13 protein-coding genes are annotated in these 14672 nt (G+C 49.4%); 3 read left to right on the top strand and 10 right to left on the bottom strand.

Annotated features, from left to right (window positions below; genetic code table 11):
- From AAF564_20275 to AAF564_20255, 5 genes are all read right to left on the bottom strand, one after another.
- Window positions 1-1604: HAMP domain-containing sensor histidine kinase (locus AAF564_20275; GenBank protein ID MEM8487899.1), on the bottom strand; the 1604-nt coding region annotated here is incomplete at its 3' end.
- Window positions 1604-2767 carry a hypothetical protein gene (locus AAF564_20270; protein MEM8487898.1) on the bottom strand — a complete coding sequence of 388 codons (1164 nt, stop codon included), beginning with the start codon at window positions 2765-2767 and terminating at the stop codon, window positions 1604-1606. The genes AAF564_20270 and AAF564_20275, both read right to left, overlap by 1 nt.
- 176 nt (window positions 2768-2943) lie before the next feature.
- Window positions 2944-3582 (bottom strand): ElyC/SanA/YdcF family protein, encoded by a 639-nt coding sequence (locus AAF564_20265; protein ID MEM8487897.1) that lies wholly within the window; start codon window positions 3580-3582, stop codon window positions 2944-2946.
- Window positions 3583-3755: 173 nt separating this feature from the next.
- Entirely contained in the window at window positions 3756-5309 is a 1554-nt protein-coding gene (locus AAF564_20260; GenBank protein MEM8487896.1) for a M28 family peptidase, read from the bottom strand.
- Between the two features lie 117 nt (window positions 5310-5426).
- Window positions 5427-6242, bottom strand: a complete 816-nt coding sequence (locus tag AAF564_20255; GenBank protein ID MEM8487895.1) for a ceramidase domain-containing protein — start codon at window positions 6240-6242, stop codon at window positions 5427-5429.
- Between the two features lie 415 nt (window positions 6243-6657).
- Here AAF564_20255 and AAF564_20250 point away from each other — a divergent pair, with 415 nt between their 5' ends.
- Window positions 6658-8001 carry a hypothetical protein gene (locus AAF564_20250; GenBank protein MEM8487894.1) on the top strand — a complete coding sequence of 448 codons (1344 nt, stop codon included), beginning with the start codon at window positions 6658-6660 and terminating at the stop codon, window positions 7999-8001.
- A gap of 70 nt (window positions 8002-8071) precedes the next feature.
- Here the strand turns inward: AAF564_20250 and AAF564_20245 are convergent, their stop codons facing one another.
- Window positions 8072-10864 carry a DUF2779 domain-containing protein gene (locus AAF564_20245; protein ID MEM8487893.1) on the bottom strand — a complete coding sequence of 931 codons (2793 nt, stop codon included), beginning with the start codon at window positions 10862-10864 and terminating at the stop codon, window positions 8072-8074.
- 282 nt (window positions 10865-11146) lie between these two features.
- Between AAF564_20245 and AAF564_20240 the strand changes: the two genes are divergently transcribed.
- Window positions 11147-11605 carry a hypothetical protein gene (locus AAF564_20240; GenBank protein ID MEM8487892.1) on the top strand — a complete coding sequence of 153 codons (459 nt, stop codon included), beginning with the start codon at window positions 11147-11149 and terminating at the stop codon, window positions 11603-11605.
- 29 nt (window positions 11606-11634) lie between these two features.
- On the opposite strand, the gene AAF564_20235 is transcribed toward AAF564_20240, so the two are convergent.
- The 4 genes from AAF564_20235 to AAF564_20220 all read right to left on the bottom strand — a co-directional run bounded on the left by AAF564_20235 (window position 11635) and on the right by AAF564_20220 (window position 13955).
- Window positions 11635-12120, bottom strand: coding sequence for a hypothetical protein (locus tag AAF564_20235; protein ID MEM8487891.1), 486 nt, complete (start codon window positions 12118-12120; stop codon window positions 11635-11637).
- 113 nt (window positions 12121-12233) lie between these two features.
- Window positions 12234-12719: a DOMON domain-containing protein gene (locus AAF564_20230; GenBank protein ID MEM8487890.1), complete on the bottom strand. Its 486-nt coding sequence runs from the start codon at window positions 12717-12719 to the stop codon at window positions 12234-12236.
- 80 nt (window positions 12720-12799) lie between these two features.
- Entirely contained in the window at window positions 12800-13285 is a 486-nt protein-coding gene (locus tag AAF564_20225; protein ID MEM8487889.1) for a MarR family transcriptional regulator, read from the bottom strand.
- A gap of 88 nt (window positions 13286-13373) precedes the next feature.
- Complete coding sequence (locus AAF564_20220; GenBank protein ID MEM8487888.1) at window positions 13374-13955, bottom strand: phage tail protein; 582 nt, start codon at window positions 13953-13955, stop codon at window positions 13374-13376.
- Window positions 13956-14168: 213 nt separating this feature from the next.
- Here AAF564_20220 and AAF564_20215 point away from each other — a divergent pair.
- The coding region (locus tag AAF564_20215; protein MEM8487887.1) for an alpha/beta hydrolase-fold protein at window positions 14169-14672 on the top strand (504 nt) is incomplete at its 3' end.

The following is a 14672-nucleotide window of genomic DNA, read 5'->3' as shown; positions in this document are numbered from 1 at the left end:
TCAAGATCCATGACAAGCCGGCGCACAATGGACAGTCCGAGACCTGTCCCTTCGGCTTTGGTTGTATAAAAGTCCTGAAAAATCTGGCTCACCTGTGCGTCCGTCATGCCTGCTCCGTTGTCTTCTACAACAAGCCTGACACGCGCCGGCTTTTCGTCAATACGGCTGGTGCGGAGCGTAACCACACCGTTTGTAGCAGGCAAGCTGTCAATTGCGTTGTCTACCAGGTTGTCAAGGATGCGGCGCAGGGCCACCGGGTGTGCAAGCACTGAAGCCTCAAGCGCAAGATGGGTTTTGAGGGTCGCCCGCCTGAGGCTCCTGACATCCTGTGCAAGTTGACGCACCGTGTCATTTAGGTCGCAGGGTAAGCGATCGGTATTTGGGGTAAGGCGGGCATAATTTGCCGCCAGATCCTGCAGGTATCCTATGCTGGCATTTACCGTCTCTTTACGTTCTTCGAACACAGCCGGTATTTCATCCGGGTTGGAGGAAGATAACTGAGACAAGTGCCGAAATACATTGCGAATAGGTGTGAGTCCGTTTTTAATGTCATGGTTTACCTGGCGGGCCAGATCTCCCATGGCTGCACGGCGTTCCGCATCTTTGATCAAAGCAGTGCTTCGGCGCAGGCGGGATGTCATTTTCCCTAGCAGCCGCGACAGATCGCCAAATTCATCCGATCGGTCGGAACGGAAGTTCACATCGAGGCGGTCGAGGTCAACTTCTGCCGTTTTTTCTGCAAGCTCACGGATGGGGCGGCTGATGCGGCTGGAAAGCCAGAGCAACATGCTTAGAGCAAGAAAGCCGGCCACACTACCCGCAATCAAAAACCAGCGGTTCACGCTCTCCTGCAATGCAATGAGGCCGGTAGCGTCATGCAGTACCCAAAATCTAGTCTGCTGGATGGCTTTTCTATCCAGTTGCAAGTAAGGTATGTTAACTGCGCGCATCGTTTGAATGCCAGCGGCCGCAAAGGATTGCATATGCAGGCTGGTTTCTAGGGTATCGGTGGTCATTCGCACAGACACACTGGGTGACGTGGGCAGGCCGGCTATCCAGGTTGAATCCAGTGACACACCACCAATCAGGGTATAGGTCTCCCCTGCCAATTCCATCGTACGAGACTTAGCCAGTACATCAATACTGCCCTCTGGTATACGAGCCGCGATCATGGCGACTCCTCCGGTTTCAAGAAAAGCCGGCAAGCCGGCTTCCAACCGATCATATTCGTTTCTAAAATGCCCTGAGCTCAATATGCGTCCGTCTGCATCCTGAATTTGCAAATAAGCTAAATCCAGCAAATTCATCTGTGCCTCCGCATAGTCGAGCAGATATCGCCGCTGGGGTGAGGGTCGTGCTGCAAGCGCTGCTCGCACTGCATTGTCGTTCAGCATTAACTGCTGCAATTGTGCCAGCGCTTCACTAACCTCATCGTGTTCGGCCTGCAGTAAGCCACTAATTTGCGTTGCCTGTGCCCCAACCTGTTGCTTGTACAGGGTAGTCAGGCGATCAGTCATCTCTTGCCTCACGATAAAGGCAAGAGATAGAATAGGCAGCAAGCCGACGATGAGAAAGGCCAGCAATAGCCGGAGCCGAAAACTCATCACTCCTCCTCCGTCTTTTGTCCAGGAATGGAAAGCAATACAACGTTCCTCGCATCCTGCACAACTTGCAATCGCTTGTCACGAATCAAGATCCTGGGCCGCATATCGACAATAGGGAGAAACAGGAGTTTTTGATCTGGTTTGAGTTGCAGCAACGGCGCCATGTCGGCATATAGCATTTGGGTATCGTTACAACGCGATAGCGTCTGATGAGAAAAGCCGCCGATAACGGCATGAACAGCCTTCAACCCCGGCCTGACACTGCGACCAGACACATGTGCAATCCACCGTCTTTCCTCATCGCCAATTTGCATTAGCATACGCATAGAATCTGCACCCGGTATATCAATAGCCCCAGAACTGAGCGCAACGAGCCGCTCTGCCAACGAGCGGGCCCTAACATCTTGTGCGTCGTACTTAAGCAAGTATGTAGCAGCGTTATAATGCGCGTCAGCCTGCTTTAATTGTTCAGGTCTAAAATCCTCAAAAACCTGGTATACGTTAACTGAATCACAATCCGAAGATGAGGCCCAAAATACTTTTGAACCACGCTGGCGTACATCCGGACCGGCTACACTTTGATAGAGATCATGTACCACGGCTTCTGGCAATGTGGCGGGCTTGTTATTCTTGCCGGCGATAACCAAGGCATAAGTTTTGTCCCACCCCAAAGGCATCGAAGTCCACTCTGGCCTCAAAGCAGCGTACTCAATGACCTTTGGATCGGCAGTAATTACAGCGCCTGCGTCCGAGTCCATCCGGTCGCGGATATCGTCTCCGGGTTTAGACGCTACCGTGATCACCCCCGCAGTATTTGCTACAGGAATTGCAAAGCGGGGCAACAGCAATACAGGCGGAAGCTTCAGCGAGGGTTGATCAAACGCAATCGCCAATCGATAGGTGTCTAAAGCTTCTGAAGAGACTTTGAAAGCGTTGTTTCGTGACTTGAGAAAATGTTGGGCAAGGGCAGTAGCGTCCAATGCAATTCCGTTTTCATCTATCAAATCCTGACGCAGGTCAAATATCCAAGTCTTGCCGGCATCGGGCGTGTGCCAGGAAATCGCTGCGCCCGGCTGAATGGTATCATTGCAATCCAGATAGATCAGGCGATCAAATGGATTGTATGCCCGCACCTGGTATCCATCATCCGCGAAGTCTATCATGTGGTCTGTAATCACAGTTACATTCCCAGACGCTTCATGCGATACGCCTGCAACCTGTGTACAGTTGGAAGGCCAATCTCCTCCTTTTCTTACACCTTCACGCGAAGCACTGCAACCTGCAAAAACAAGCAGAAGCAGCACAACGGACTGGATATGTAAGACATAGCGGCACATGGTTACGGCATCAGGCCCAGTTCTTCTCCAAGGTGTTTGGGCTGTGTACGCAATACCCAGACGTCAAGCACGGCCTTGAAGCGAGCGAGGTACTCGCGGAGGTAGGTGCGCTGCCCGCCTAGTCCATGCACGTCTGCAGCACAGAATGCGATGGCATCAATGCCACGATGGCCGGCCAGATAAATACCACGCTCCCCCTGAAAGCACTGCGAAACAAGGGTAAATCGCTGCTGGCCGAATACCGCTTTGGCCCGCACCACCGAGTCGAGGGTCCGCAAGCCGGCAAAGTCTGGCGTAATGTCTTCTTCAGGCACCCCTTTTTCCATCAGATCTGACTTCATTTGGGTAGGTTCGTCATAGTACTTGCTGCTGTTATCGCCGCTTACAATCAGGTGGCTGACCTTGCCCGCATGGTACAGTTCGGCAGCAGCATCGATGCGTGCTGTATAAAACAGGTTGGGCCGGCCATACACCCTATTTGTAGTACCCAGCACAACAGCAACGGGACGCGCCGGGATGTCTCCTACAGCGCTGTAGGTTTTCCCGCGCGCGGCCTGCTCAACAGCTGAATTACTCGCATACAGCATCAAGATGAGCAGCATGGCTCCCAATAGAATAAGCGATAGCAATCTGGTCAGCACAATCAATAGCAGCAATGCTGCGGAATATAGATAAGTCGGTTAAACAGAGAAAAAGTTGTCAGAGCGGAATTTCAACTACAAAAAGACAGAAGCAGGAGCACATCGTGTACTCCTGCCTGTCCGGAAGAAACTAAAAAGCCATAGATCACCTGGGCGTTTGATCGACTGTCAGATTAACGAGACGGCCCACGCCTAGCTTCACGGCACGGGCCCCATGCCATAGGCTTCTTTGTACGCGAGTTGATCGGCAATTGTGCTTTTGTTCGATCTACTTTTTCGGGATCTTCAGAAGCCATGTACGCCATCATAGCCGCAAGTGTCGCGTTCTCTTTCAGGTCATCAAATACAATTTTGTCGTACGTATCCCGGTTGGTATGCCACGTATACTGCCGGTATTCGTCGTAAGGAGATTGCAGGCGAAACGCGGGTGCACCGGCGCAAACAAACGAGGTATGATCACTGCCCCTGTTGGCTTGCGGCCCCGGTGTATCGACGTCAACGTGTTCCGATATGTAGCGAGGTACAACCGACATCCATTGGTGCAGGTGCTTTGAGCTTGCCAGGAAGCCCTGGCCTTCCAGTTTTTCAAATCGCCAGGTGCCATTATCCTGGTTAAAGAGCGCTTGCAAGCCCTCCATAATTTCCGGATGGTCTTCGCGGAAACTGGCAGAGCCCATCAACCCCAATTCTTCGCCACCCCAATGGCCCACCAGGATGGTTCTCTTCGGGTTGGGATACACCTTTTTGAGGATGCGCATTGCTTCCAGCATGGTGATGGTACCCGTACCATTATCCGTTGCCCCTGTGGCGGCATGCCATGAATCAAGGTGTGCACTGAGCACAACGTATTCATCCGGCAGTTCGGTGCCTTTCATTTCGGCAATCAGGTTGAATTGCGGTATAACGCCGCGGTGCTCAGCTTCGGCATTTACACGCAGGGTAGGCGTGACACCGTTTTGGATTAATCGAAACAGCAACCCGTAATCTTCACAGGAAAGGTCAATGCCGGCAGCGGTATCGGTAAACGCGCTAAACACCTTGTTCACACCCCAGCCGCCGGACCAACGTGAGGTAAACGCAGCCAATGCGCCGGCGCTATCTACGCGCGCAAATTGCTCCTGGAATCTGCCCAATCCACTCAGCCGCCGGTTCCATGAAATACGCGAAGCACGACGCAGCGAATCGATGCGTTGTACGGTCTCGGGCCGACCGTTTGCTTCCAGCTCTTGCCGCGCCCGGCACATGGGCTCAACCGGAGACATCATTACAAATTTATCTTTGATGGTCGAAAGCCAGGCATCCACACCCGCTTTATCCAGTCCTTCGGGTATCATGACAACTTCAGCTTCTACCGGCCCGTTGGTAGGCGGACTCCAGGCAAGCATCTCTGCCTCCAGGGTCTGGATACGTGGCTTTAGCATATCAACATGCAGTACACCCTGCTCCCAGGCATTCCAGGTGCCATATTCTTCTTTACGCGCTTCAACCCCCCACTCACCGTAATAATCGAGCAGCCATTGCTGCGCCTGCGCAAGCCCTTCAGATCCGGCAATCCTTGGTCCGATTTGGTCTATGAGTTCGTGCGCCAATTGCTCCGTCATGGAGCTATCCATCCCCACTTCCCAAATACGCTTGATAACAGGCTCATCAGTTGGAAAACCCTGCGCCCAACCAGTCTGCATTGAAAGTCCAACAATGCACAGCAATAGCAAGATGCGTTTTAACATAAGTCCCTTACAATTGGAATAAACGAACAACGATATGGCGTGTGTCTAGTGCGCCCGTGTGTCTTCTGATGGCGGTGCAAAATATAGGCAAAGTCCGCGTTAAATGCCGCGCAAGGTTTATATAGGGTCGTCAGCCTCTCGCCAATAGAAATACATTAGCACTGCCGTGATACCTGCAAGGGGGTGCCAGAGCAATCCATGTGCCTGGAAGAAGCTTTCCGGGCCACACATAAAATTGCCTGTATGCGACGCCCACCAGAAAAACGAAGCAGCCAAAATCGAAGCCATGGCAAGCCCCCAAAACCACTGTGCATCCGAGGTACCGAGCAGGATGATACGCGTTCGGATGCTGATATAGATCTCCACAGCAAAGTATGCTACCACGAGGATCAGGATATTAACAAAAGCCGGCAATACGGTGTGCAATACCGTAAAGAAAATTACGGTCGCGGTGTAGCCAATCCAGAAAAAGCGGTCTGACACCCAAAACCGGCGGATCGAATAAAAGGGTAAAAACGCAGCAAACACATACATCGAAAACCCATCAACCACGCCACCCCACACGGTCAGGGAGCCATGAAACCACATGCTTCCCAATCCGAGAAACAGGACGGCAAACACGTACAAGTCAGCATAGGGTGAAGCTGCATACATGAGGTTAGGCGTTGCAGCGCCGCCGGATTTCAGGCGATCCCGGTACACAAAAATGGCGACCAATAAAGCAGTAAGTAACGAGTAGAGATTAGACCACGTGTTTACTGGCTGACGAATGCCCGGTGCGCCGGCTTCCACATCAGCCAAATCAAACGCTTCGCAGTAACAAGTATCCGGAGCATCATATACACAGTTGCTTGGCGCGCCCGGCCATCCGGTGAAGACAAAATATAGAAAAAGCCCCATCACGATTACCGTACCGGCGCCTAAAACGACCAATGATCTGTATGTTGCTACATTCAATATGGGGCCACTATCAAAAATGCATCCTGGAATTGCGTAATCCCTGTGAATATAACAAACCCCGAGACCATAATTAACTTGGATAAATGGACAGATGGATACAGTGCTTACAGGAAGTATTCCTGTAAGCGACTTGTAAAGAACCAACAGCGCACGTTTAAGTAACGTGTGCCCCCTGTTAATCATTGCACACCTGTTACCGCATGTTTTTGCGTGTAAATAAAAATATTTCCTGCTTTTTTAAGTCGATTACAGCGGAGAACCACAAAAATCGCAAAAAGCACCCTAACATATTCCACAATTTGTACGTACAAACGGACATCTTTAGCTGATCTAAAGAGCCGGCTCAGCAGCTAACTTCTCATAGATTTGTAGACAAAAGGAGGTAGCTATGTTTACAACCATTGGTACAATCCTGCTTGTAGCAGGGATTGCAGGATTCTTTTTGCCCTTCGAGAAACTGCCAACACTCAATTTCCTTGATTCAACTCGCATGCGGGGCGCACTCATCTTTGGCGGCATCTTTACCATATTTGGTATGAATGGCCTGTTTTTTATGGCAGATGCATCTACTGATTATGTACTGCAATACCCATGGGGTGGCACAAAGACCTATGTAAATACCAACGGCGTCAAGCCGAGGCTTTTTGCAAAGGTGATTGAAATTGACCATGAGATCATTGTCAAAGAGCTTGTGCCTTCGCAGTACAAGAGATTTGAAAGTGGATCTCGCGTAGAATCTGAAAACACCTACGTATTGGCTGCTGGCGATTACGAGTTTAACGACTTTATCAGCAGCTACATCGGTTCAACGGTTGTCATTACGACAGCACCGGATGACCTTGATGCCTTTCAAAGCCTGGCAGTCAACAGCAAGTCTGAAGAAGGCCTTGTGTATGGCCGTGTAGTCCCAATCATTAGTGCGGCGAAGAAAAATACGGCCAAGCTGATGAGCGCCCAGGGATACATTGCCGGCCGGAGTTCAGACTACGACAAGTGGTTTCTCGACCAACTGCGCAACGGCACATACGAGTTGATTGAAATCACGGATATGCCGCAAGTGGATTCCATAGGTGCCCAGCGCACCATCACCTCGGGAGCAAAAACGTCGTCTGTTCGCTATGAAATCAAGTACGAAAAAGGTGAGCCTGTACGCATCAACGAAGGGCTTGGCCGCTATGGCTTGAACGTGCGACAGGCAGATGCTGACGACCAGGAATGGGAAGAAGTCTTTTTGTCGAGGTTACAAGACCTGAAAGACATTGTTGCCAACACCCAAAAAGAAATCGAAGCTGCGCAGCTTGCTGTAGAACGCAAAAAGCGCATCATCGAGGAAGGTGAATCAAACAAGGCTGAAGAGCGGGCAAAGCTGGAGAAAGAGCAGATTCAACAGGTTATTGCAGCGGAAACGCGAAAGCTGGTGGAATCCGAAAATCTGGCTGCCGCTGAAATGGCCGAAAAAACGGCCGTTGTACAGGCCCGGACGCAGAAGACACTGGCTGATGCTGAAGCGTATCAAAACAAGCTGCTTGTCTCCGCCGGCCTCACGCCACAGGAGCGCGCGCAGATTGAAAAAGAAACTGCTGTTCAGGTAGCCAAGGAGCTGGCTAAAATCCAGTTGCCCTCCACCTACTTCGCAGGTGGCGCCAATAGCGGCTCAAGCGATGGCATCCTTACCCAGTTGATTGGTGCTGAGTTCGCCAAACAATTGATGGTGCCTTCCACTAACCCATAACCATTATTGTTGCTGTATAACCCATGGCAAAAGGCGCGCTGGCCCTAAATGGCCGGCGGGCCTTTTTGGTTTAGGCTTTCATAAACCACTCGTGTAATTTGACCTGAGCCAGGGTATCCTGCTCACAGTACGCTAGCAGTGCTTGCGCAATACCGTCTCGTTCAGTTTCTGGCAAGCTTGTCATATTGTACCAGGCCGCGCGTGCCTGTAGCCCTTCACGCACGTCGAGTTCACTGTAGTTCACAGATTCCAACAGTTTATCATTCACATTCTTTAGCGTGTTAGATCCATAAAGTATTGGCTCTCTGACATGCTTTCTGACAATTTGTAGCTGATCAAAAAGCCGAGCAATGATATTCTCCAGCTGCGGCTGATACTTCGGAAATTGCTCCATCAATGATCTCAAAACCCCTTCTTCCATAACTTGCTGATAGACAAAGATTGTCCCTTTGCTACCAAGCACCTCAAGCAACCCTTCGACAATAGGTGCCCGCGGATCGTCAAAAGAGCGGTGCAAATACTCAGCATGTGTGAGCTCTTCCTCATCAAGCTTGTGGCAAGAGTATTGGAAGGGAATATCTTTATGTGGACGGGTGTTCGGCCAAACGGGCAACGGTGTAGAAAAGGTCTCAAAATCCAGGAAATAGTAAGGCTTTTCCAGGCCTGCCAATATGTCTCGAATAGCGGCTTTGTCCGTTGCACTTTTGCCTGAACGCTGCAGATTGACATATGCGCGTTGCTTATCGGAGATCTTGACGTCTTCCGGGACATCTTTTGCTAACAGTACATTTCTGGAAACAAGTACATCTTTGTTCTTTGCACTCAGGCGTGGTATCTGATAAATAGATCCATCCGGAATGTCTTTCCAGCAAAAAGGTTTAAACCCACACCGGCTGCATTGTGAACCAATGGCTACTGCTGGTGCCTTCTTCAAGTCGAGTACATTCTTGAATCTTTTCCTGTCACTTTCAATTTGATCAGCGATTTGCTGCGCATCCGCGGTCACATCAGTTTCTGTAAACCTAGGCTCGTCGATCCCAGAAACGTATGATTTATTTATCAAGACCGCCTTTGCTTCTGCAACCCGGAATCCTTTACACTGCAAAACATACAATTGAAAAGCGATATCCTGTAGTATTCTGGTTTTATTTCTGTCGAATGAGGTGCTCATTTTCACCTCTCTCAACACAAATGCGCCATCATCTCGTATTTCAATGATATCAGGTCTGATTTTTAGCTCCTCGTGCTCAAAAGCTGCCTGATACAGCAGTTTAAAGCCGGCCTCCAATGCAGCCTCTGTATTTAGCGTTGCTTCCCAGAACGAACCATCAATCTCATTTCCACCCTCGTATGCCAACTGAGCTGCTTCATCGACTGCATTTCCTTGCTCGAAAAGCAGCAAGTCTGCTTCCGAATTAGGGGCCTTCAGTTCTGGTTGATAAGAATCAAGCCATAAAGCCTTTTCGCAATTTTGGGCCAGGGCATATTTACGCTTTGTCATACTCTGATAATTTTTGAACCCAAGGAGTTGACGTAAAGGACCAAGATGGCTGTCTGACCCTTTTACATTCTTCCAATAGACAGTGTGACTCGTTGGCCATTTATGCTTTTTCGCATTTGAAGTTGAAAGCTCGATATCTTTGATTCCAAAACCAAATACTTCAGCCAAACGGTCCCCAACAGCATCTCCGGCAAAGAACATATTTGTCCATCGGGTGCAGCTAAACACTGCAGCGTGATGCGGTACAAACGTATTGGTTGGACCACTCCTTCCGTGTTTACGGTATGCAAACCTGGTCTCATTGTCCCATCGATCCTGTTCCATTTCAGGCGGACACGTGGGTAGCTCGCGATGCCGAATCCGCTTGCTCAGGCTGCTGTCTTTAGTTTTTAGCAATACTTCTGCATGCGTTAGTGGGCTACCGAGCGTTACCAGATCACTAATTAGCCAGGCTGACTGGCCGGCATCCCTGAGCGCATCATATCTCTCCTTCCAATACAATCGTTGCATGCTCTGGTATTCATCGCAGTGTCGAGGTGTTGGATCATCCTTTAATTTCAGCGCACAGTCATGCAGTGCATGAAGCAGGCTCTCAGGACCCGACTCCATTTCTTTGTTGTACCCATTCCACAGAATATTTACGATATCGTATGCAATGACACTGCCAAGACTGTGTCCAACAACCACAATTCGGGAATATTTCTGCTTACCTTTATGATCTACTTCATGTAACTTTTTCAGTAGCCTAACACCGTTTGCGCGTATTGCTTGACGAATCTGAATGTTCTCCGGATCGGGATGGAGGTAGCGCGCAGCATCCCCAACATATTGCGTTAAGACGGTATGCCCTGCCTGTAAAACAAGCCGAACGACTACGGTATAGAATATGCCAGCCACAACTTTTGCCGCAATTGAATCTAGTCCTGGAGCTAGCCATTTTGATATAACCGGTACTGAAATACTGATGTATCCTATCACTACCAGCATCAAAAAGGCCAGGGATATTACCTGGTATTTCCGAATCTTTGGGATTAGATTTTTTGGATTAACAAATACAACCCTGCGAAACCAGGTCCAGATTTGTTTTAGCGTTGCACCTGGTATGCGGTGTGCCCAATAGTATTCATAAAAGTCAGTTGTTGGTCTACCCTGCCCTTTTCTTGCAGTCATTCTTCGCAGTTCGAAGGTATCCGAAATACGATCGGGTTTACTCCAGTACTTAGGCTCACCTGGCCTCGCTGGCTCTTCTATCAAGTTGTTTACAAAGGGAAACATCGTGTCCAGGGGCTGCTGATTGCCAATACCATGGATAATCACAATGGCTAGCCTTCCGGGCTCGGGTGGGACCTGCTTATCGTTCATCGATCTTGCTATTTACCTGATTGTGCAGAAACGGTGATGAGAGAAAGAAATGAGTACCTCAACTGCTGAATATACATCAAGACCAGATGAGGCGAAAAACGAAAGCAAACATATTCAAAACGGACACGCTTGTAGTCAAATCTACCCTATGCAATGGGTCAAAACTACGCGTTATAGATAGCAAATTCCTGCACAGGAAAATTGGCAGCCGATGTATTTTCCGACGCTCACATCTCAGACAATCATTCTGCTTGCATCGCGCTATCAAATTAATGAGTTGGAATGGGACAACAACAATTACTACTCCTCGTAGCCGGCATCGTAATTGTCGGCCTCGCTGTTATGGTCGGCGTTCAGGCCTTCAGCGAAAACCAGAAAAAAGCTAACGCAGATGCGTTAACGTTCACTGCTATCAACATTGCATCATCTGCACAAAAATGGCTACAGACACCAGAAATTTTGGGAGGTGGTAAACCTGCAGATGGCAATATAACTGGGGACTTTACGGGAAAGAGCATCATATTTCAAGACCTCGGCTACACCATCAATTCAAACGATGAATTCCAGACTGTCCATGGCACTTTTGCGCTTACCAATTCTGGTAGCACTGTCATTGTTGAAGGGCGTAGTTTTTCCACAAGCGGAGGTGGCGACAACAATCTCATTTGCGTAACTGTCACCGGTCTGACTGAAACAGACATTTCAACCATTTCCAACCCAAGTTCGGGCTCCTGCAGCTAGGCCTTTCTCCAGCAAACGCTTAATCGCAGCTAACTCTGCGCGGCCCTGCGTCGCATGAGTACGGTAAGCCAAAAAGCAAACGCGACGTGATGTGGCTGCATTTCGTGGTCCATGTGGATTGTAGCCCTGCGGGTAAACATGTGATCCGGCACTATTCGCCCCATCACCACGCCATCCTGCTCAATCAGAAAACTGTTGCTCATCGCAAAAGCCGGCCGTACGCTAAAGACGGCCTCCACACTGGATACTTCAAAAACACGGAGCAGCGCCGTGGTCTTGGACGCTGAAGCAACTTCCTGGTCTTTGTACTCTAACTTCCAATGGCCGTCAAACATAGTTGGTTTGACGACTTCAAACACCAACCCATCAAGCAAAATTTGCCCTTGCTCTGACATCAAGTTAAATGCAACGTCTGCAGCAAAGGCTTCCCCACTCAGATTGAAATTCCATGAGCAAATCCCTTTTGGCAAACAACGAATCGTCTCCAGTTGTAGGTTGGGTTTAATATCAGGCATCTCTTGTCACGAACTGGTAAGTGGGCTCAGTATCAACGGGTTATACGTAACAATGCGCAAAAGGATATGACTCTCATTTTTTGTAGATCTACCTTGTCCTTGAGCCAAACCAATTAAAGCACCACTTTTATATGCCGGCGAATACGCGAATGATGCTCAAACGCATCGTGTGTGCTGTAGGCAAGTAGCAGGTCATAGGTAACGCCTGCGGTAAGCTTTTTTCGCCAGTTGTCGGTGGGTGCAACGGGTATACTAAACGAAATCCTGGTCGACTGGTGCGTTTCGTTTCCGTCAACTTCCTGCAGATCGAGTGCGCCACCCAGCGCTTCAATACGCCTGGGATCTCCAGGGCCAACGATGTATAGATCATCGACAAACACGTTACCATCGACCACAGCAGCCATTACAAGGTGGGTACCAGCCAGACCAGGCCTGGTATTGAAGCCCATGGCCACCCAACCGGTTGTCGGTGCTTCCAATTGGCAAAACAGCCTCCCCGAAGCAAACCGCCAGGAAAACTTGATCCCCTCCACTTCTACGTCCTTGAACTGGAGCGGTGTCTCTGCGCGTTGTTGGGCAGTAGCCTTCCCGGCAAACATGGTTACGCATCCCAGTAAAGAAATTATATACAAAGTTGTTTTAATAATCATTGCTCAGGCAAGTTTTAAGTCAAAATTTTTTACTTTTCAATCAGCCGCTGGAAGCGCGCGAGGAATTCCATCATTTGGTTAATCTCGTCTTCGTTAAATGCGGTATGGATAAGCGCACGTTCTTCAACGATCGCAGGTTCAAGGGCTCGCATTTGGGTGCGCGCCTTTTCTGTAAGCATGATCATGTAACGCCGGCGATCTTCCGGATCATTCTTACGCTCAACCAGGCCTTTCTTTTCCAATCCATCAATCATCCGGGTCATATTCGGGTAGTCGCCAAACGCTGGATCAGCCAATTGCGCCTGCGGTACACCATCTTTCTGGTGCAGCTTATAAAGCATGAAGTACTGCTCTGGTGACACATCCAGGCCTGCTGTCCCGAGGATTCGTCGCAAATTGTGCCGCAACAACCGTGACAAACGATACACGCGGTAAGCCGGCGCGTTGTCCAGTGGTCCCAGGATATCAGCTGATTCTTCCTTCATAAATCGGTAAGCTACAGAATTAGTTGCCAAGGCAATAAACTTGATTGACGGAGGAGGTGTTCCCCTGGTAGTTGCCTTGCTCACAGTTAGTCTTAACCCACCGAATTTAGCAATGCGCCTAATGCTCAAGCGGTTCTCTTACTTCGCGGTCACGGATCCATCCTTCCGTTTCTAGCACAAGGGTTTCTTCAACAATTTCTCCCCTACCTCTTGAATTCAAGTTATCAAACGCTTCATATTCAGAGGGCCAGCACCGATACACCTGGTATGCCATGACGAGCTGGCCGGCTTCGTTGTAAAGCTCAATTACAATATCTTTCCGGAAGCGCGCAAGCGCGATCTCATCCCCCAGCCCTTTGCTTACGGATGACACATAGTCAGCCCATTCCTCAAACGACGTATCGTGTGTGAGGCCGCGCGTTAAAATAATTTGAGAGTAGGACGTCGGCCCCGGTGATTTCCGAATATTGTTTGCATCTCCCCCTGTTCTGAATTCAATGGCCTGGGTTTTCCGGTGTAATCCACTCACGCTCGTGATGCCGGGAATATATCGCCCATCCCATTTGACCCGAAACTTGAACTGCTTGTAAGGATCTACGCGGTGCGGGTTGACAGTAAAGGGTTGTGCAACGGCCTCCTGGGTGGTACATACGAAACCGATTGCAATAACGAATACAAGAATGCCCTTAAAGATTTTCATGTCTTTATCGATAAAGTTGCTACGTGTAACCCGAACGGCAGTACACATAGATAAAATGATTATGTCCCTTTTCGTAAATCATACCATAAACACGAGTAGCAAAAAATAAAGGGCATTTCGGCCCCAAAAGGTTCGAGCCGGTCGGGTTGAACGACAAAACAGGCACACCAGGGTATGTTCAGGGCACCATCAATAAACCTGAACTGAACAAACATGCATACGTTTCTTTTATCGCTTTTGGGGTTGGTTCTTATATCTCCCCTTACCGACCCTACGCCTAAAGGCAAGGTTGTTCGCGAACACATCAACTCCGTGGTCCTGCAAAACACAAAAACAGGACTTGACCCACAGCGCAGCATCTCCATTTATCTACCACCCGGGTATGATGCGTCTGACAAGTCGTATCCCGTTATCTATTATTTCCATGGCCTCTTTTGGGATAACGAGCGGATGTTTGAAGACGGTGTAGTACAGAAGATTTTCGACGAAGCAATTGCCGCCGGCACAATCGATCCGTTTATACTTGTAGCCCCCAACTACAGCACCCCGACCGTTGGCAGCTTTTTCGAAAACTCATCGACAAGTGGCCGGTGGATCGACTTTACCATGGAAGAGATGATTCCATTTGTTGAGTCGCGTTACAGAATTCTGCAAAACCGGGACAGCCGTGGGATAACTGGCGAATTGATGGGCGGGTACGGGGCGTTTAAACTCGCC

The organism is Bacteroidota bacterium, from assembly GCA_039111535.1.
In the GTDB taxonomy this organism is placed as follows: Bacteria; Bacteroidota; Rhodothermia; order Rhodothermales; family JAHQVL01; genus JBCCIM01.
The sequence above is the reverse complement of the archived record's forward strand: the minus strand, read 5'-3'. Positions and strand labels throughout refer to the sequence as shown.

Excerpts from the sequence above, each read along its gene's own strand:
- AAF564_20260 (MEM8487896.1), bottom strand. The coding sequence starts at position 5,309 with ATGTTAAAACGCATCTTGCTATTGCTGTGCATTGTTGGACTTTCAATG.
- AAF564_20230 (MEM8487890.1), bottom strand. The coding sequence starts at position 12,719 with ATGTTTGCCGGGAAGGCTACTGCCCAACAACGCGCAGAGACACCGCTC.
- AAF564_20245 (MEM8487893.1), bottom strand. The coding sequence starts at position 10,864 with ATGAACGATAAGCAGGTCCCACCCGAGCCCGGAAGGCTAGCCATTGTG.
- AAF564_20220 (MEM8487888.1), bottom strand. The coding sequence starts at position 13,955 with ATGAAAATCTTTAAGGGCATTCTTGTATTCGTTATTGCAATCGGTTTC.
- AAF564_20240 (MEM8487892.1), top strand. The coding sequence starts at position 11,147 with ATGGGACAACAACAATTACTACTCCTCGTAGCCGGCATCGTAATTGTC.
- AAF564_20270 (MEM8487898.1), bottom strand. The coding sequence starts at position 2,767 with ATGATAGACTTCGCGGATGATGGATACCAGGTGCGGGCATACAATCCA.
- AAF564_20250 (MEM8487894.1), top strand. The coding sequence starts at position 6,658 with ATGTTTACAACCATTGGTACAATCCTGCTTGTAGCAGGGATTGCAGGA.
- AAF564_20235 (MEM8487891.1), bottom strand. The coding sequence starts at position 12,120 with ATGCCTGATATTAAACCCAACCTACAACTGGAGACGATTCGTTGTTTG.